Origin of the sequence: Microcoleus sp. MON2_D5 (genome assembly GCF_036701905.1) — a bacterium.
Lineage (GTDB): Bacteria > Cyanobacteriota > Cyanobacteriia > Cyanobacteriales > Microcoleaceae > Microcoleus.
In genome coordinates this window covers 85,023-104,567 of sequence record NZ_JAUBRM010000006.1, presented here as the reverse complement: position 1 = coordinate 104,567, position 19,545 = coordinate 85,023, and the positions used below count along the sequence as shown (strand labels likewise).

Annotated in this window: 15 protein-coding genes and 2 pseudogenes; 12 read left to right on the top strand and 5 right to left on the bottom strand. The window is 47.6% G+C overall.

Annotation, left to right across the window (positions count from 1 at the left end):
* Positions 1-78 precede the first annotated feature (78 nt).
* A pseudogene (locus QUA47_RS03900) lies at positions 79-168 on the top strand (hypothetical protein); the annotation flags it as partial.
* A gap of 99 nt (positions 169-267) precedes the next feature.
* Positions 268-531, top strand: a complete 264-nt coding sequence (locus tag QUA47_RS03895) for a hypothetical protein (RefSeq protein WP_333429808.1) — start codon at positions 268-270, stop codon at positions 529-531.
* A 16-nt stretch (positions 532-547) separates the two neighbouring features.
* Here QUA47_RS03895 and QUA47_RS03890 read toward each other — a convergent pair whose 3' ends face one another.
* The 3 genes from QUA47_RS03890 to QUA47_RS03880 form a co-directional block, all read right to left on the bottom strand.
* Positions 548-859, bottom strand: a complete 312-nt coding sequence (locus tag QUA47_RS03890) for a DUF433 domain-containing protein (protein ID WP_333429787.1) — start codon at positions 857-859, stop codon at positions 548-550.
* 151 nt (positions 860-1,010) lie between these two features.
* Complete coding sequence (locus tag QUA47_RS03885; protein ID WP_333429786.1) at positions 1,011-1,250, bottom strand: type II toxin-antitoxin system HicA family toxin; 240 nt, start codon at positions 1,248-1,250, stop codon at positions 1,011-1,013.
* The gene (locus tag QUA47_RS03880; protein ID WP_333201273.1) at positions 1,243-1,509 is read right to left on the bottom strand and encodes a type II toxin-antitoxin system HicB family antitoxin; all 267 of its coding nucleotides are present in this window, start codon (positions 1,507-1,509) and stop codon (positions 1,243-1,245) included. Before QUA47_RS03880 ends, QUA47_RS03885 begins: the two co-directional genes overlap by 8 nt.
* Positions 1,510-1,622: 113 nt before the next feature.
* On the opposite strand from QUA47_RS03880, the gene QUA47_RS03875 reads away from it, so the two are divergent.
* The 3 genes from QUA47_RS03875 (at position 1,623) to QUA47_RS03865 (ending at position 5,758) form a co-directional block, all read left to right on the top strand.
* A complete protein-coding gene (locus tag QUA47_RS03875) occupies positions 1,623-2,042 on the top strand; it encodes a hypothetical protein (protein WP_333429785.1) in 420 nt (139 codons plus the stop codon).
* Between the two features lie 187 nt (positions 2,043-2,229).
* Positions 2,230-2,670 (top strand): peroxiredoxin, encoded by a 441-nt coding sequence (locus tag QUA47_RS03870; protein ID WP_006632849.1) that lies wholly within the window; start codon positions 2,230-2,232, stop codon positions 2,668-2,670.
* 433 nt (positions 2,671-3,103) lie between these two features.
* A complete protein-coding gene (locus QUA47_RS03865; RefSeq protein ID WP_333429784.1) occupies positions 3,104-5,758 on the top strand; it encodes a C39 family peptidase in 2,655 nt (884 codons plus the stop codon).
* 96 nt (positions 5,759-5,854) lie between these two features.
* Here the strand turns inward: QUA47_RS03865 and QUA47_RS03860 are convergent, their stop codons facing one another.
* On the bottom strand, positions 5,855-6,742 hold the full coding sequence (locus QUA47_RS03860) for a PEP-CTERM sorting domain-containing protein (RefSeq protein WP_333429783.1): 888 nt from the start codon (positions 6,740-6,742) through the stop codon (positions 5,855-5,857).
* Between the two features lie 824 nt (positions 6,743-7,566).
* Positions 7,567-7,782: a hypothetical protein gene (locus tag QUA47_RS03855; RefSeq protein WP_333429782.1), complete on the bottom strand. Its 216-nt coding sequence runs from the start codon at positions 7,780-7,782 to the stop codon at positions 7,567-7,569.
* Between the two features lie 610 nt (positions 7,783-8,392).
* Between QUA47_RS03855 and QUA47_RS03850 the strand changes: the two are divergent.
* From QUA47_RS03850 to QUA47_RS03820, 7 genes and pseudogenes are all read left to right on the top strand, one after another.
* A pseudogene (locus QUA47_RS03850) lies at positions 8,393-9,931 on the top strand (ferredoxin--nitrite reductase); the annotation flags it as partial.
* A gap of 18 nt (positions 9,932-9,949) precedes the next feature.
* Positions 9,950-10,279 carry a 2Fe-2S iron-sulfur cluster binding domain-containing protein gene (locus tag QUA47_RS03845; protein WP_333286468.1) on the top strand — a complete coding sequence of 110 codons (330 nt, stop codon included), beginning with the start codon at positions 9,950-9,952 and terminating at the stop codon, positions 10,277-10,279.
* Positions 10,280-10,370: 91 nt separating this feature from the next.
* Positions 10,371-11,705: a CmpA/NrtA family ABC transporter substrate-binding protein gene (locus QUA47_RS03840; protein ID WP_333286415.1), complete on the top strand. Its 1,335-nt coding sequence runs from the start codon at positions 10,371-10,373 to the stop codon at positions 11,703-11,705.
* A 166-nt stretch (positions 11,706-11,871) separates the two neighbouring features.
* Positions 11,872-12,741 (top strand): nitrate ABC transporter permease, encoded by an 870-nt coding sequence (gene ntrB / locus QUA47_RS03835; RefSeq protein ID WP_333214635.1) that lies wholly within the window; start codon positions 11,872-11,874, stop codon positions 12,739-12,741.
* Positions 12,742-12,971: 230 nt separating this feature from the next.
* Positions 12,972-14,996, top strand: a complete 2,025-nt coding sequence (locus QUA47_RS03830; protein ID WP_333429781.1) for a nitrate ABC transporter ATP-binding protein — start codon at positions 12,972-12,974, stop codon at positions 14,994-14,996.
* A 104-nt stretch (positions 14,997-15,100) separates the two neighbouring features.
* Positions 15,101-16,942: a nitrate ABC transporter ATP-binding protein gene (locus QUA47_RS03825; RefSeq protein ID WP_333429780.1), complete on the top strand. Its 1,842-nt coding sequence runs from the start codon at positions 15,101-15,103 to the stop codon at positions 16,940-16,942.
* 374 nt (positions 16,943-17,316) lie between these two features.
* On the top strand, positions 17,317-19,512 hold the full coding sequence (locus QUA47_RS03820; RefSeq protein WP_333429779.1) for a nitrate reductase: 2,196 nt from the start codon (positions 17,317-17,319) through the stop codon (positions 19,510-19,512).
* The last annotated feature ends 33 nt before the right edge of the window (positions 19,513-19,545 follow it).

Genomic DNA, 19,545 nt, shown 5'->3' with positions numbered 1-19,545 from the left:
CAATGATCGCCAGCGTTTCACGTGGTTCTACATTCATGACTCAAATAGACTTGCTATAGTTGGCTTCCAGGTAATGCTGTGCGAGCAGTAGTTTCAGATGACTTTTATGTTCTTGGTATCCTAACTTCAAATCTACATCGCCAATGGGTCAAAGCGCAAAGCTCAACCCTTAAAGCGGATACACGTTACACTAACAGCACTTGTTTTGAAACATTTCCCTTTCCCCAAAATTGCCCAGAAAAAACCAAAACTGAAATTCGAGCAGCCATGCAGGTTCTCCATGACTACCGCACCGAGTATATGGAGCGCAAACAGTGCGGCATTACCCAACTATACAACCAATTTTTTGATGAACCCGCCAGCCAACTTGCCAAACTCCATGCCCAATTAGACCAACTCGTTTGCAAAGCCTACGGTATCAAAGCCAACCAAGACCCCTTAAAGTTTCTATTAGAATTAAATTTTGAAGTTGCACAGCGAGAAACTGAGGGATTACCGGTTATCGCTCCCTGTTTGCCACCTGTTGTATAAAATCCCAGTGAATTCATTACAAACGATTTTTTAATTTTTGTTGCAATAGCGATGGGGTTTGAGCTTTCAATTGGCTGGCAAATTCTGCATCTGCTTCGATTGCGGAGCGAATTTCATCTCGACGATCGTGATAATAGGCTAAAGCTGCATAGATATCAGATAAAGTAATACTCGGATAGTGATACAGAATTTCGTCTGGTGACATTCCCATTTGTTCGTGCCAAACAACTATATCCTGAACTCGGATGCGATGTCCGGCGATACGGGGTTTTCCCCCACAGATTCCTGGGGTGATTTCGATATGTTCTTTAATGACTGCGATCGACATGGTAGGGAATTAATATAGGAGCTCTCTTATATTTTAGGACAGGTTAGACGAGTTTGGCTGTAAAAGCCATTTTAGGCGATCGCTTTTCTGAGTTGCAAAGGCTATACTCCAAATGTTGAAATAGCCAACCAGGGAGCATATTAATGCGGACTTAACTAATCATCCCCTCAATTTCTGGATCTGTAAACCCAAATTGCCTGAAAATCCGCAACACATAAGCTGGTGACATTTCCCCAGCACCCATATCAATCGGAACAATCCTTTTTATGCCTTCAATTTCACGCATATACAAACAATGATCCCCTTTCCCCTCTCGGTAAAACTGACATCCGTTTTGTTCTAAAATCTTAATTAATGCTTTAGGCTTTAAAGATGGAAGGTTTTTAGGCATAAACTTTCCTTAATTCATAAGTGTCTGAGGCTTCTGCATCTTCTAAAGTCAGAAACTCGTGTAATTCATTGATAGAAAGAGGGCTGAGATAAACATCAGGCTCTGATTCATATACTTCGGAAAATGACTCAATAGCTTGTTTGAGTTTATCAATAGATTGTTCGGGAGTATTGCCTTGTCCCACCAATCCATTTTCTAAACACAATGAAACCCAATAATCCGCACTTTTTCTGATAATCACAGTGTAGAAATCAATCATATTTGATCTGGTAAATTAATTTTACTCGCATCGATCAATCAGGAAAACACACCGATAATCTAACACGCAATCACCGGCAGGTCAAGGTGATTACCTGAAGGAGAAAAAAGAAAATGCGTAAATACATTATTTTCAGGGCAGACAAAGGCGAACTGGAAAAATACCGTTCACTCACGGAAACAAAAGTAGGAGAAAGCTTTTACCGAGTAGCTAATGCCGGATCGGTTAAGTCATCGATTTGGACAATAGCCGAGCATTATGACTCTAGTGGTAAGCCATCCCCAGCACCGGGCTATCGTTTAACCGAAAGCGTGGTTGTCCCAAGTGCGATCGATCCAATGTTTCCCAGTGCATCAACTCATTTCAGAGACAGTGGCTGGGAAGTTGTGAAAGTTCACGAATACACTCCTGAAATTCCCGCCCCCTATGGTGCAGAGTTTGACTCAATTTGTATTTGCTATTGCGCTTACAAACCAATAGAAAATACTCCACTCAAGCAATATGAGCGATCGCCCGTAACCATTGATTCATAAAGGAGGCGATCGAACAGCTTACGATCGCTGGCTAGAGTCCCACAAACAACCTACTGAAGTTTAATTAAATATCATGAACAGGCTTTCCGGCCTGTTCCACAAAGAATAAATTTTCTTGTGGGCCGTTGCTCCTAGCCCGCCCAAAATCAATTAAACTACAATTATAAATCTCAAGAAAAACAAAACTATGACATTACCAGTTGGGTGCGCTGCCCCTCAGTTTACCGCCAAAGACACAAACGGCAACACCGTCTCCCTCTCCGACTTCACCGGTAAAACCGTCATCTTGTATTTCTACCCTAAAGATGACACCCCCGGTTGCACAAGACAAGCCCAAAGCTTCAAAGCAGCTTATGAAGAATACAAGGGCAAAGATCTTGTAATTCTCGGTGTCAGCCGAGACAACGAGGAATCGCACCAAAAGTTCACAGAAAAATACGGTTTGCCTTTCCAGCTATTAGCAGATGTTGATGGCACGATTACCAAAGCTTACGATGTCGAAAAAGGCGATTATGCCAAGCGCGTTACTTTCGTCATCGACGGTACCGGCAAAATCATTCAAGTTTATGAGGGCGAAACCATGAAAGTTGACTCTCACGCTCAAGATATTCTTGTCACCATAGTTTAGTCGAATTTTAGCCGATCGCACTAACCTTCCTGGATGCACCAAACGGCTAAAAACCCGGTTTCTTCCTAGATGCCTCGTTGCTATAAGCAATATTCTGGTAGGAACCGGGTTTTTTTCGTAAGTCCTGACTCAGCAAGTGAGGGGTCAAGGATACAGGGGGAAGCAACCTACTCGAACTAAATCCCTTCCCTCAAAACTTGCACCACAAATCCGCTCAACCAGGCATATATTCGCTTAATGTGCTTATGGTACGTCTAAAGTTAGATTTGTGACGCAACTCCCGCCAATAATTAAAAACTTTACTGGAAAAGGCATTAACCGCCCGTAGGCTGAATCTAGGGGCGATTTTGTCCTGGTTAGGGTCATTGTGTTTGATAAAATCAGAAGTTATCCTTGCTTTAGCTGAATAACTAAGTAGGTAGAGGGATATATAATGACAACCAACAACATTATTTTGAGTTACTTAGGCCCGCGAGAAATTGAGGCCAATAGAGCCACTGTCTTAGTTGGCAGTTTTGACAAAAATCTAGTGGCAGCAATTTCAGCAGCAGAAGGCTCAAATGCGCTGAATGTGGGGATCAATCTCTCTAGAGGCTTTTGGCACATCAGTTTAGAAAAAGGATTCGATAGCGCAGGAACTCGCACACTGCAGGTGAAGGCAACTGATAAGACCGGCAAAGTTATCGGCCAACAAACAATTAACATCAAAGTTAATCCTGCTTCTCAGTCACCCGCTCAATTCTTCACGTTAATTACTCTCAGAGATACCGCATTCAAAGTCGGAACACTGCCCGCAAGCAATCTCAACAACCTGCAAAAAGCGGAAATACCAGCAGGTAAAACTTATCAAATTAGGGACTACGAGTTAGAAGACGGTCACCTGAATGTTCAACTAAATAATCCAATTCCTCCGGTGGGAACCTCTGGCTTTTTCTACGAAAAACACGTAGTTATAACCAAAGGCGCAAAAATTCTCATATTCGATCGCGCCGAGTTGCCGGCCCCGCCACCTGGAATGCAGTTACTGTGGGTGATCAAAAAGACCTGGTTAAAGCTCAACCCCACAGATTCTGGAACTTTAGGATCAACTCAGAAATTACAATTTAACCTGGGAGAAACTTTCAATATTCTCGGCTACGCTTGCGTGGAAAACCATTTTCGAGTCGCTTTTGCTCGGGCAGTTCCTAATTTAGGAACTTCGGGATTTCTGTACTGGCAGCACGTCCAAATTTTGCGAGACGGCAGGGGAATTGAGTATGATAGAAATGCAGTTACGATGACAATCATCAAAACGACTGTGTTTAAAAAGCGGCCGATAAATGCCGCTAGCCTGCCACCCCAAGAAAAAATTACCTTGCCGGCGGGAATGATTTACGGAATTGCCGGATTCTCGATCGAACAAAGCCACATAAAAGTCTCGCTGACCGAGAATTTGCCGCAATTTGGCAATACGGGTTTCATTTATCCCGATTTTGTGCAATTCAGCCGCGGTGGTAAATCTTTTAATCCCGCTGTGAATTTAACTTATCAAGGGCCGTCAGAAGTTTTAGTAAATCAGCCGATCGTCCTTCGGGGTACTTTTGACCGACAACAAGCAGCAAAAATTGACGTGATAGCTGAGGATACATTTCCCCTAAGCGTCACCCTAAACCAAGAAGCCAGCACTTGGCAAGTTAATTTGTCTAAAGGATTTAGCGTAGCGGGAGCTCGGTGGCTCAGGTTGCGGGCAACTGACAGCAAAGGCAACGTTACTGGCAGCCAAATAATTTACATTACCGTAAGTTCCGATCCGCTAACTGTGGGACAAGGTTTGACCTTAAAGATAGTTTCTGACACTTTGTTTAAGGTAGCTCCGCTTGATTCTTCTCGACTCAACAATCAGCAAAAAGTTCTTGTCAAAGCAGGCCAGACTTTGACGGTTAGCAGATACGGATTTATTGACGGGCATCTCAAGGTGGTTGTGGATTCAGCAATTTCACCGATCGGCACTTTTGGCTATTTTTACGAACCCGACGTTCAGTTGGCTAAAGGTACTCAAATCCTAAAATTTGACCTCGCCGACGTACCGAATAGCAACGTCAGCGCTCAACTTTTGGTAATTCAAACAACTCAGATTAAAGCTCAACCAGAAGATGCCTCTAAACTGTCTGCAAATCAAGTTGCTCAAATAACTTTAGGCAGCACCTATGCCATTACTGGTTATGCCTGCATTTTGGGGCATTTCCGAGTAACTCTCGCCCAACCTATTCCCGGTTTCGGCAATATCGGATTTATTTATTGGCAGGACGTTAAAATTAAAAAAGACGGCAAAGAAGTTCCCTATGACACCAGTGCTTTGACGATGACAATCCTGCAAGCAACTGTGTTTAAAAAACGGCCGGTAGATTCTGCTAGCCTGAGCAGTACCGAGAGAACTACGCTGCCTTTAGGTCGAGTTTACGGCGTGAACAGCTACGGGGCGGAAGCATCTCACCTGAAAGTTTCCCTGACTGAAGAACTGCCGAATTTTGGCAATACAGGTTATGTTTTTCCTAGTTTTGTTCAGTTCAAGCGGGGAGATAAAATTTTCGATCCGGTTCCGAACAATGTGGAATTGAACGTGCCGTATTTTTCGCAGCGGGACAATCCGCGTTTTGACTGGTCTACTTGCAACGTAACTTCGATCGCCATGGTGCTTTATTATTACGGCCTTCGTTCTCAGTGGGGCGGACAGTTGGAGGATGAGTTGTTGCAGTGGTGTTTCGATTATGCCGGCCAGGGTTCTCAAACGGATCACAGTGTGCTTTCGGCGCTGATTCAGGCCTACGGGTTTAAGACGAGTTTTAGTACGACTCGCACATGGGCCGAAGTGCGATCGGAATTGCTAAATCGGCGGCCAGTAGTTTTAGCCGGAGATTTTACTGCTGCCGGTCACATTCTTACTGTAATTGGCTACAATTCTCAGGGTTATATCGTGCAAGATCCTTGGGGAGATGCACTCACTGGTTACAGCGATACTGAGGGGAGAAAGTTGATGTATCCTTACAGTTACGTCAATCAAGTTGCTGGGCCAGATGGGAATGTTTGGGCCCATTTTATCTCTCCATAATCTACTCTACTGTTTGCAATTTGTGAGGCACTACGCCTATTCGTAAGGTGTGCATAACAGCTATTCGTAAGGTACTTAATGCACACCCTACCTAAATTAGGAAACTTTGCGCTTAATTTTGCGTTTTGCTGCGCCAATACCTAAAAAGCTCAATCCTAGTAAAGTACCAAACCAAGTAGAAGGTTCGGGTACAGCCTCAAACGATCCTTGAATAGCGATCGCATCGTTAGCGCACTCGGCCAAAAAGTTAGCAATATAGTTCCCCGAAGGCATGGAGGATTTATTAAAACTGAATCCAATTGTTTGAGAACCTACTGCATTAAACTGAGCGAAATTAAGACCGAGGACACTCAAAGTTGCTGGCGTTAAAAAATTGATTTCTCCTACTTTTGTACCCGTAGCTATTGAGTTGAGAATAGTCGAGTTTCCTGTTTGTTGAAAATAGGGATCTGTGGCCGCTAAATCGCCCATTGATGGGGTTCCGCCTTGAGATGCCACTACCGTATTGAATTGATTTAAATTGCTAAAGCCAGAGTTAGTTTGGGTGACGTTTTTCGCTGTAACATTTCTGTAAACGCCTGTTGTCGCCACGCCGGAGTCATTTCCCGCAGCAAAGCGGATACCAAACAAGCTGCCGTTTGCGTTAGCTGTATTGAAGTTTTGACCGGAAAAATTGAAGAATAAATCGCCGTAGTTGATGTTGCCTCTTTCAGCTAGCGGGTCGGCATATCCTGCTAAACTTAGATTGGAGTTGATGGCGATGAAAGCTGTATCTGATGTTTCTTTGATGGCGATGCCGTAAAATTCAAATTCCCCGCCGCCGATTTGGGGCCCTGTCACGCCGTCGTTGAAAGAATCGATCGCATAATTCCAGCCGTTAGATAGCGTTGCTGCTGTAGCTTTTTGTTGCTGTATTGCGAAAAGGGCACAGAAAATAGCCACTGAGTAAGTCCAGTGGATGCTGTTTTTAGCAATGGATTTCATAAAATGCTCCCTGGGAATCATTGTTAAATTGTCAAGTCTGCTTGCTCGACTGTTTTTAATTTTCAGTCAATCATATATTTCGCCTGAAAATATTAAAATATTGCTAAAAATTTGGTCGGGCGATCGCATTATATCAACTATATTGGTTAAAAAAACTAACCAAGGGCAGTAACTAAATACAGGATTTATGCAGGCACAGTATAAAGTAGGGCTGCATAAATCCTGTATAGGTGCAAATAAACCCACTACCGGGTTTAGACGGTTGAGTGCAGCAATAAACTGTCTGCGAGTCAATATCTAGGCTTGACTGGCCCCTACAAGATATTATTATTTTTTCCGACCGATCGACTTAATTGATTTTTTATCAATTACCAACGAATTTTGACAAAAGTGGGCGTGATGTTGTAGATGCCGATGCCCGATTCTATTAATAATTCGATTGTTTGATTAATAATTTTCATAAATTGTCTTTCATTTCCAGCGCTGTGGAATAATCATAATTACGTTGGTTGGGATGACTTCATTCCTGAAACTCCTCAAATGCCGATGGCCCACAATTTTACTAATTTTACCATAAGCGTTCCACCCAACAGGCTCTCAATAGATTGTCAAAACTGTGAATCAGCACTTTTTCTGTAAGTGCCGCACAAAGTGAGAATTGGATAATCAAAAAAAATTATACGGCAATAGCGAGCGCCAGTTTTTAGAACACCCAAGAAACTTCCGGCGCTACATCCGCTGCAGGCATCGTGGGTTCCTTCTAAATGGGCCGGTGGTTTCTGCACTTGCAGCGGTGCATAAATCAATCAAATTTTTAAATGCTGTTAATATATCGCCGACAGTTCGTTGACTATCTTGACTCTTCCCTTAATCACAGAACGCAGCAGGCGGTTGATCGAATGTCTGTATTCCTCGTCGAGAGAGTCATCCAACACAGCGGCCATCAAGCCGTAGCGATCGGCTAAAGTCAAACAACCCGTCTCCGTAACAGAGGCAACCATTTCGGAAATAGCGCCGGGGATAAGTTGAACTAAAAACATGAGATGTTCCCTGAATTCGATGCTTATATCATCTCTCGTTCTCCGAAAATTAATAGTGACGCTGGCATAGCACACAAGGTGATGTTTTGAGGCAAACTGTGTGACAGCGACCGTTGTAATTGTGTGACGAGCTCGTTTTAAGTCTGCGATCGCAGTCACAAAATTAATTTTAGATATTCCAATTTCCCCCTCTCTCCTCCTAAATCTAAAGATTTAGAGAGATTTTTCGGTTTTGTGGGCGTCTTTACCCATTTCCCATGTATAAAACGCATGAGCTCTATGCGAAATATTCATAAAACTCAATATTTTGTAAAAATAGCTACGAATATTTACAATCGTGGGCTTTACATTAGCTCATAACAAAGGTGCATCGAAACGCAGCGATCGACCCAATCATCGGTAGCAACTATAACCATAAATAGTTTGGCGACGTTCGAGCCAGCGCCCAGTCAAACTCAAGTTTACAGAAGACCAACCATGCTTAAAAGAAATTCGATCTAGTAACTAAATATACAGTTTTAAATTCATACAGTCACTAAGGTTAGCAGGAAACACACACTTTATGCTCCAAGTCAATACCTCCCCACAAGCCAGCAGCGAGGGTAAACCGATGACCCAAACAATAGAACCCAAAGCCCAAGCGAGCCTGAACAAGTTTGAAAAACTCAAAGCCGAAAAAGATGGCTTAGCATTAAAAGCCGAACTCGACCACTTCGCCGAGATCGGCTGGGAAGCAATGGACGAAACCGATCGCGAGCACCGCCTCAAATGGCTCGGCATCTTCTTTCGGCCAGTAACTCCCGGCAAATTCATGATGCGGCTGCGCTTGCCCAACGGCATCATCACTAGCAATCAAACGAGAACCCTAGCAGAAATCGTACAGCGCTACGGCGACGACGGCAGCGCCGACATTACCACCAGACAAAACCTGCAACTGCGCGGAATTCGCATCGAAGACGTGCCGGACATCTTCCGCCGCCTCAAAGAAGCGGGCATGACCAGCATCCAGTCTGGCATGGACAACGTACGCAACATCACGGGTTCCCCAGTCGCGGGCCTGGACGCCGACGAACTGATTGATACGCGGGAACTGGCGAACGAAGTCCAAGACATGATTACGAACAGCGGCGAAGGCAACCCCGCGTTTTCAAATTTGCCGAGAAAGTTTAATATTGCGATCGCAGGCTGCCGCGACAACTCAGTCCACGCAGAAATCAACGACATCGCCTTCGTACCCGCTTACAAAGACGGCAACATCGGCTTTAACGTTTTAGTCGGCGGCTTCTTCTCAGCCAAACGCTGCGAAGCTGCAATTCCTCTCAACGCATGGGCAAGTCCCAGCGACGTTGTAGATTTGTGCAAAGCAATTTTAACTGTGTTTCGCGATCGAGGCCCGAGAGCAAACCGCCAAAAATCGCGACTGATGTGGCTAATTGACGAACTCGGAATCGAACAATTCCGAGCCGAAGTCGAACAAGAATTAGGTCGCACTTTGCCCGCCGCCGCGCCCAAAGATGAAATCACCTGGGACAAACGCGACCACATCGGCATCTACCCCCAAAAACAATCAGGGCTCAACTATGTAGGGCTGCACGTTCCAGTCGGACGGCTGCAGGCATCGGATTTGTTCGATTTGGCCAGAATCGCCGAGGTTTACGGCAGCGGCGAGCTCAGGCTCACTGTGGAAGAAAACGTGATTATTCCCAACGTTCCCGACTCGCGGATTGAATCGCTGGTCAAAGAACCGCTGTTGCAGCGTTTTTCGATCGATCCCGCACCCCTGATGCGAGCCTTGGTTTCCTGCACCGGCGCCAAGTTTTGCAACTTCGCCCTCATCGAAACCAAAAGTCGCGCTGTGGCAATGATTGAGGAACTTGATGTCGAACTTTCACTTCCCAAACCTGTGAGAATTCACTGGACGGGTTGCCCCAATTCCTGCGGTCAACCCCAAGTAGCAGACATCGGTTTGATGGGAACAAAAGTTCGCAAGAACGGGAAAACCCTCGAAGGTGTAGACATTTACATGGGAGGCACAGTTGGCAAAGAGGCTCATTTGGGTGCTTGCGTCCAAAAAGGCATCCCTTGCGAAGACCTCAAACCGCTGCTGCATCAACTGTTAGTCGAGCAGTTTGGGGCAGTTCCCAAAGAGATTACAGGGGATGTAGCTGTGCTGCACCGGCAACTGGAATTGACGGTTGAGGAGGGCGAAAAGGCAGCCCAGGCACCCAAACCTCAGACATCTACTGTCATTTTCGCTCGATCGGGCAAAGAAGTTGCTTGCAGCGAAGATGAGTACATTCTCGATGTTGCCGAACGGGCCGGGGTCGAACTTGACAGCGATTGCCGAAAGGGAGTTTGTGGCACTTGTAAGCAGAAACTCCTAGAAGGTAATATTGCCGCCTACGACAGCCACCCCGAAGCGGCCGCCGGCTTAGAACCAGGGTTCATTTTAACTTGCAGCGCGCGGGCGATCGGCAGAGTGACGATCGACGCCTAAACTCACAATGTGAGATGCGATGCCGAGGTCGCGAATTAATCTCACATCTCACATTTCCACCATCTCAAAGTACAACAACAATTCAAGACAAATGAGCAACCTTTCGAGAAGAAAATTCATCATCACCGCCGGAGCAACAGCAGCCGGCACCCTCCTAGCCCACGGTTGCAGTTCCAGTTCCACCACATCTAACGGAAGTGCCACCCCCGCAGCCGGCGGCCCATCACCCAGCGCCGCCCCAGCAGTCAACATCAACCCTGCCGACGCCCCAGAAGTTACCGCAGCCAAACTCGGATTCATCGCCCTCACCGACTCAGCACCCTTAATCATCGCCCAAGAAAAAGGGTTATTTGCCAAGTACGGCATGAAAGACGTACAAGTTACTAAACAAGCATCTTGGCCAGTTACTCGCGACAACTTAGAACTCGGTTCCGACAAAGGCGGCATTGACGGAGCCCACATTTTATCCCCGATGCCTTACCACATGACATTAGGCACTATTACCAAAGGCAATCAGCCAGTGCCGATGAACATTGTGGCGCGGTTAAATACTAACGGTCAAGCAATTTCCCTCAGTAAAAAATACCTAGATTTAAAAGTAGGTACAGACAGCGCACCCCTGAAAGCAGCTTTTGGCAATCAAAACGTTCCTGTTGCTATAACTTTTCCCGGCGGTACCCACGACTTGTGGATGCGCTACTGGCTAGCAGCCGGCGGTATTAATCCAGATACAGATGTTTCCGTGATTCCCATACCGCCGCCCCAAATGGTAGCGAACATGAAATCTGGCAGCATGGAAGCCTTTTGCGTAGGCGAACCTTGGAATGCTCAGCTCGTTACTCAAAAGGTAGGATACACCGCCTTATTAACCGGAGAACTTTGGAAAGACCACCCAGAAAAAGCTTTAGCTTTAAGAGGAGATTGGGTTGAGAAAAACCCCAAAGCTGCTAAAGCAATTACAATGGCCGTACTGGAAGCCCAGCAGTGGTGCGACAAGGCAGAAAATCACGATGAGATGTGCCAAATCATCTCTCAAGATAAGTGGTTAAAAGTTCCAGTAGCAGATATTATCGGTCGCTCTAAAGGTCAAGTTGACTACGGTACCGGCCGCATTGAAGCTGCCAGCCCAGTAGCTATGAAATTCTGGGCTGATAATGCTTCTTATCCCTACAAGAGTCACGATGCTTGGTTCTTAACTGAAAATATTCGCTGGGGTTATATCCCGGCAACTACCGACATCAAAGCCACGGTTGATAAAGTTAACCGCGAAGATATTTGGAAAGCAGCAGCGACAGCACTTGGCGTTCCTGCAGCCCAAATTCCTGCTACCAGTTCTCGCGGTGTCGAAACCTTCTTTGACGGCGTGAAGTTTGACCCAGAAAAACCCGAAGAATATCTGAAGGGTCTGGCCATCAAAAAAGCATAATTAGTTTGTTGACTGTTGACTGTTGACTGTTAACAGTTGACAAATACCTAAGATTGACGGTGTTGGCTCGAGTGAAACGCAGGGTTCGTTCCAGGGGCAAAACCAGTTGAACTCTGTTCCAAGTATCTACAAATAATCGATTATTCACAAAACTGCAAAAACAAAAATGGCAACAAATCTCGCTGTTACTAAAAGCAAAAATCCAGTAAATTTCGTTCTGGATCACGTTCAAAAAAACCGCCGAAAAATCATCCGCCCGCTGGTAGCAATTACAGTTCTGCTCATAATCTGGCAAATCCTCTGCCACAGTCCCGAGTCCAGCTTGCCGGGACCAATCAAAGCTGTCCAAGAAACCTGGGAGCTGATTATCAATCCTTTCTTCGACAACGGCGGTACAGACAAAGGCTTGTTCTGGCAAATTTTGGCTAGCTTGCAGCGGGTGGCGATCGGCTTTACTTTGGCCGCAGTTCTCGGCATCAGTTTGGGCATCCTCATCGGCACAAACTCCTTAATGTTCGATGCTTTAGACCCGCTGTTTCAAGTATTCAGAACTATCCCGCCCCTGGCTTGGCTGCCGATCGCCCTGGCTGTATTTCAACAGTTCAATCCCTTTGAAGGCATGGGGATGAAAGCTAACGAAGTTTCAGCTCTTTTCGTAATCTTAATTACAGCAATATGGCCGATTCTAATTAACACCACAGTAGGCGTTCAACAAATACCCCAAGACTACAGAAACGTCGCCCGCGTATTGCGCCTCCCCAACCAAAAATACTTCTGGAAAATCCTGCTCCCTTCTTCAGTTCCTTACATCTTCACTGGCTTGAGAATTGGCATCGGTTTGTCTTGGCTGGCGATCGTAGCTGCCGAAATGTTAGTCGGCGGCGTCGGCATCGGCTTCTTCATCTGGGACTCTTACAACAGTTCTCGACTCAGTGCAGTAATTCTAGCAGTGCTTTATGTAGGAATCGTCGGTTTGATTTTAGACAGAATGGTGGGTTTCATCGCTTCCAAAGTTGTTCCTGAAGAACAGAAATAGGATTTGGGCATAGGGCATAGGGCATCGGGCATCGGGCATCGGGCATGGGGCATCCGGCATGGGGAATGGGGAATGGGGAATGGTTGCCCACTACAAACTGCTAGAAATTAGTTATAAATTAATGGCCAATGCCCAATGGCCAATGCCCAATGCCCAATCCCCAATGCCCAATAGCCAATGCCCAATTAATAATCAGCATCATACAAATTACAAACTAACCTAAAATTGCCATGTCAGTATTTGTTGAAGTAGACCACGTTGACCGCGTATTTAACTTGCCCAATGGAGACCAATACATCGCTCTTAAAAATATCGAACTGAAAATAAAAAAAGGAGAATTCATCACCTTAATTGGGCACTCTGGCTGCGGCAAATCTACGCTGCTAAATATCATCGCCGGCCTCGACAAAGCAAGTCAGGGCGGGATTACTTTAGAAGGACGCGAAGTCCGCGATCCAGGCCCCGACAGAATGGTGGTGTTTCAAAATTACTCGCTGCTACCTTGGCTGACGGTGCGCGAAAATATTGCCCTAGCAGTAGAGGAAATTTACAGCGGTAATTCTAAAGAAGATCGCGAGTTGGTGATCGAACACCACATTAAATTGGTCGGACTCGGACACGCCGCGGACAAACGCCCGGGCGAAATTTCTGGGGGGATGAAACAAAGAGTTGCGATCGCCCGCGCCCTCGCGATTCGCCCGAAATTGCTGCTGCTAGACGAACCCTTCGGCGCCCTCGATGCCTTAACTCGCGGCGGTTTGCAAGACCAGTTGATGAAAATTTGCGAGGAAAGCAAAGTCACCAGCGTGATGGTAACTCACGACGTGGACGAAGCTTTATTGCTGAGCGATCGCATTGTGATGCTCACCAACGGCCCGGAAGCGCAAATCGGGCAAATCCTCGAAGTGAACATTCCCCGCCCCCGCAAGCGCATGGAAGTTGTCAACCATCCGAGTTACTACGCGCTGCGTAACGAAATGGTTTACTTCCTCAACCAGCAAAAGCGGGTCAAACAGCGCAGGGCCAAACAACAACCGCCTGTGATCGCCCGCAACGGTCTGGAAAAAATCAACCTCGACATCGGCTTTATTCCCCTCACCGACTGCGCGCCCTTAGTAGTAGCTAAAGAAAAAGGATTTTTCAAAGCCCACGGCTTGGAAGAAGTTACTCTCAGCCGCGAACCGGGCTGGAAAGCGATCGCCCAAGGAGTCGCCGAAGGACGGCTAGACGCGGCACAAATGGTCGCAGGAATGCCGATCGCCATGCTGTTGGGCATGGACGGTCAAGCCCCTGTACCCGTCTGTAGCGCCCTCACGCTGTCGCGCAACGGCAATTCAATTGTTTTCAGCAAAGACCTTTACAAACAAGGCATTCGGACATTAGAGGATTTCAAAGCTGCGATCGCCAAGAGTCCCGATAAAGTTCACACCTTGGGCATGGTACACTCCGCCTCCATGCACAATCTGCTGTTCCGCTACTGGCTGGCCGCCGGCGGCATCGACCCCGACCTCGACGTGGGCTTGACCGTGATTCCGCCCCCGCAGATGGTATCGAATTTAAAAGCAGGCAACATTGACGGCTACTGTTCAGGCGACCCCTGGAACTCCCACGCAGTCAACAGCGGTACGGGTTTTGTCATGGCCCGTTCCCTCGATATTTTGCCCGGACACATCGAAAAAGTTCTCGGTGTTACCGAAGATTGGGCTCAGAAATATCCTCAAACCCACCTCGCCCTCGTCAAAGCACTTTTGGAAGCCTGCGACTACTGCGACGACCGCCGCAACCGCGAAGAAGTCCTAGCATTGATTAGCCAAGAACAATACATCGGCGCCGATCCGAAAGACATCCGTCCGGGGTTCCTCGACCCGTACAACTCCGGTACGGAGGCAGAACCCGAGATGCTCTACAATTTCAACCAGTTCTACGTTGACAAAACCAATTTTCCAGACCGCCTAGAAATGGTGTGGGTGATGGCGCAGATGGCTCGCTGGGGGCTGATCCCGTTCCCGAAAAACTGGGTGGAAGTGGTCGATCGAGTTTTGCGGCCCGATGTTTTCGGTCAAGCAGTGCGCGAATTGGGCTTGCCGGATATCGCCAGAGATCGCCGGACGATCGAGCTATTTGACGGCACTGTGTTTAATCTAGACGACCCGATCCAATATCTTCAGAATGTCAAAATTAAGCGCGCCGTCCGCATTGAAGAAATCTTAATTGAACAAATAGGCAGTCAGTGTTCCATCAAACTGCCAGCATAACCAGCAAATAGGAAGAGGGAATGAAGAGCAAGAAATCAGGAAACAAGACTCCACATTTTCCCCTTCCTCAATCCCTAATTTCAAATTCTCAATCGAAAGCTGTCATGTCTAATTCCCCGACCCAAAATCCAAATCCTGAAAAAATGCAAACTCTAAACACCCCCCAAACAACCACCACAATTCAAACGCCCAAGCAAGACTTTCTTACTATTAAAGACGTATCGAAAGTCTACGAAACTCCTAAAGGCCCTTACGTCGTTCTCGACGGTGTAAACCTGACTATTAATGAAGGCGAATTTATTTGTTTGATCGGTCACTCGGGCTGCGGCAAATCCACTTTGCTGAATATGATTGCGGGATTCAACGGGCCGACAAACGGAGAAGTAGCCCTGGAAGGTTCCCAGATTACTGAACCAGGCCCCGATCGCATGGTGGTATTTCAAAACTACTCGCTGCTACCGTGGCTGACTGCTACTGAAAACATTCACCTCGGCGTTGAAAATGTTTACCCGGAAAAGTCCGCAGACGAACACAATACGATCGTCAAGGAACACTTGGAATTAGTGGGGCTGACCGAAGCTTGTAACAAAAGACCGGGCCAATTGTCCGGGGGGATGAAACAGCGGGTGGCGATCGCCCGAGCTCTGGCAACTCGCCCCAAACTGTTGATTTTGGACGAACCTTTCGGAGCTCTAGACCCGATTACCCGGGAAGAGTTGCAGGAAGAATTGCTTAAAATTTGGCGGAAGGAAAAAATTACCGTCATTATGATTACTCACGATATTGATGAAGCTTTGTTTTTGGCCGATCGCATCGTGATGATGACCAACGGGCCAGCAGCTTCCATCGGCGAAGATATGCACGTTCCGTTCAGCCGTCCCCGCAACCGGGCGCGGATTATGGAAGACCCGAAATACTACGAACTTCGCAACTTTGCTTTGGAGTTCTTGTTTTCTCGCTACGCGCACCACGAAGAAGGTGAAGCAACGGACTCGGAGACAGAAGCCGTCGCGCTACCGATGCCATTACCTGCTAGCAAAAAGCCTGCGGTTGCTAACACGCCGATCGCACCTGCACCTTTTGTGTCTCACGCTGCCGAACCCCTAGAAGCTTCGCCGATCAAACGCGGCATCCTGGCAGCCTCGTGGTTCGTAGCAATGCTTACTTTAGCTGCCGTCAATATGTCTGTTGTTTCCAGCCAGCTAAAGCAAGCGAAACTAGAAGAAACTGCACCGCAGGCCGCGACTGCGACGGCGGTTGTGAGTTCTCCCCCCAGCCCGCAAATCGCAGCAAGTTCGATCGCCGCACCGAATGCTAGCCCTGCACCCATCGCCGCACCGAATGCTAGCCCTGCACCCATCGCTGCTGCTGCAAGTCCTGCGCCCATCGCTGCTGCTGCTGCAAGTCCTGCACCCATCGCTGCTGCTGCAAGTCCTGCACCGGATGCCAGCTCTGCAGCCATCGCTGCTGCAAGTCCTGCACCGAATGCCAGCTCTGCAGCCATCGCTGCTGCAAGTCCTGCACCGAATGCCAGCCCAGCAGCCATCGCTGCTGCAAGTCCTGCGCCGAATGCCAGCCCAGCAGCCATCGCTGCTGCTAACAGCGCCGTCGCGCCCAATGCAGCAACCAGTGCCACATCAGAGATTTCTGACCAAGCCGAACTCGATGCGATCGGACAGAAGTTGTATGCACAAATCGACCAAAAATGGAGAACAACTCCGACATTTACCGAAAGCTTGACTTATCGGGTCAAAGTAAAACAAAACGGCGATATCCTACAGTTCGATCCCACAAATAAAGCAGCTAAAGATTTCGTCAAAGAAACTCCTCTGCCTGTTTTGCAAACTCCTGTCGGTGCCACAGCAGGCGCTGAAAAAACTGCTGACTTCCAAGTAACTTTTAGCCCCACCAACGGTGGCGTATTTGAAGTAAAATCAGGGAAGTAGGCGGCATAAAACTCCCGCACTAAATCTCACATTGCTATCAACAACTAGGTCAAAAGTAGTACCTGGGCGCTGTTAGAACTAGGCAAAAATTCCTCTTAGCCCCCCTTCTTGGGGGTGACAAGAGTTAGGTTATAATTTCCTCTGTTTGAGGAAGATTTAGGAGCAGCCAGAAGCTTACTATAAGCGAGAGCAAGCGCGATTTTTAGTAAGATAGCGGGTAATTTTAAATCAGGGTATTGTCCGTTTCTGGGAAGTATAAATGGGAAAATTTAGTAATGATTGACACGTTATTTGCAGGAGCTCTCAGTTCCGGCTATAATGACAAATTACGAATTACCCATTAGCTTTCAAAAATTAGCATCTAAAATCAACAGATGGAAACTATAAAAACTCTTTGCCCTTACTGCGGTGTAGGTTGCGGTCTAGAAGTTGTTCCCGACAAAAAACAAAGTTGGAAAGTGCGGGGCGATCGCAATCACCCATCGAGTCAGGGCATGGTTTGTATTAAGGGAGCAACCGTAGCAGAGTCGATTCGGAGCGATCGGCTACTGTATCCAATGATGCGAGATACTCTCGACCAACCGTTCCGCCGCGCTAGCTGGGACGAAGCTCTTGATGCAATTGTTAATCGCATCCAAACAATTCGCAGCACCAGCGGCCCCGATGCTTTGTGCGTTTACGGTTCGGGTCAATTCGCAACAGAAGATTATTATATTGCCCAGAAACTAATGAAAGGTTGTCTGGGTACTAATAATTTTGATGCTAATTCTCGCTTGTGTATGTCTTCAGCAGTCTCTGGATACGTTCAAAGCTTTGGCTCGGACGGGCCGCCTTGCTGTTACGACGATTTAGAATTAACAGATTGCGCTTTTATTATCGGCAGCAATACAGCGGAATGCCATCCGATCGTATTTAATCGATTAGCAAAATACCACAAAAAGCATCCAAATGTCAAGATGATTGTGGTAGATCCAAGGCGGACTCCGACTGCTGAAGCGGCGGATTTGCACTTAGCAATTAAACCAGGTACAGATATAGATTTGCTTAACGGAATTGCATATTTGCTGTTACGCAGGCAAGCAATAGATGCTGAGTTTATTGAAGAATGCACGGCGAATTTTTCTGCTTTTGCTGAGGTTATTAGCAGCTACACGCCGGAGTTTGTAGCCTCGCGCTGCGGCATTACTGTCAGCGAGTTAGAAACCGCGGCAAACTACTGGGAACAGTCGCAGCGGGTTTTGTCGCTGTGGTCGATGGGGATGAATCAGTCCTCGGAAGGCACGGCAAAGGTGCGATCGCTGATTAATTTGCACTTGATGACCGGTCAAATCGGCAAACCGGGAAGTGGCCCGTTTTCCCTCACCGGTCAGCCAAACGCGATGGGAGGGCGGGAAGCCGGAGGACTCTCTCACTTGCTCCCAGGCTACCGATTTGTGAAAAATGCCGAACACAGAACCCAAGTCGAGGAGTTTTGGGGAATCGCACCGGGAAGCATTTCCCCGAATCCGGGCCGCACAGCTTGGGATATGATCACCGGTTTGGAAACTGGCGAAGTCGAGTTGCTGTGGATTGCAGCTACTAATCCGGTGGTGAGTATGCCGGATTTGGAACGCACTAAAGCCGCTTTGCTGCGATCGCCCTTTACTATTTATCAAGAAGCTTACTATCCCACTGAAACCTCGGCCTACGCTCACATCCTGCTGCCGGCAACGCAGTGGAGCGAAAAAACCGGAGTAATGACGAATTCCGAACGCCGCGTTACCTTTTGTCCCGGTTTCGACACTCCCTCCGGGGAAGCCCGCGACGACTGGAGCATTTTCGCCGAGGTGGGACGGCGGTTGGGTTTTGCCGAACACTTTGCTTTCGAGAACAGTGCGGAGGTTTTTACAGAGTACGCGCAGTTGACGCGCGGCCAGCCTTGCGACATGACCGGTCTGAGCCACGAATACATCCGCCAAGAAGGGCCACAGCAGTGGCCTTGCCGGGAAAACGAGCCTGTGCATCCAGCGAACGAAGCGAAACGGCTGTATACTGACAGGCGTTTTCACACTCCTGATGCGCGGGCGAGATTTTCGGCCTATCACTCCCGGGGACTGGCAGAACCTCCCGATCCGAACTATCCGTTTGTGTTAACGACAGGAAGAGTTTACGGACACTGGCACACGATGACGCGGACGGGTAGAACAGAAAAAATTAATCAATTGCACCCGGACCCGTTTTTGGAAATTCACCCCCGCGATGCTGCCAAATTGCAGATTAAGGAGGGGGATTTGCTGGAAGTTCGATCGCGCCGCGGCAAGGCGCAGTTTCCGGCAAAACTCACAAAGGCGATCGCCCCAGGTACGCTATTTGTACCCATGCACTGGGGTTCTCTGTGGGCTCAAGGTGCTGAAGCCAATGCTATGACTCATGCTGCAAGCTGTCCAGATTCCAAACAGCCCGAGTTAAAAGCTTGTGCGGTGCAGTTGGTGCTGGTTGGGGCAGAAACTGCGGCGGAAGTTGGATCAGAAGTTGCAGCAGAAGTTGAGGAATTTAATTGGGCAAAATCCACCCTCGCCGTCACTTCTTGAGCTGCCGTCCAACTACGGGATGTTACAACTCAC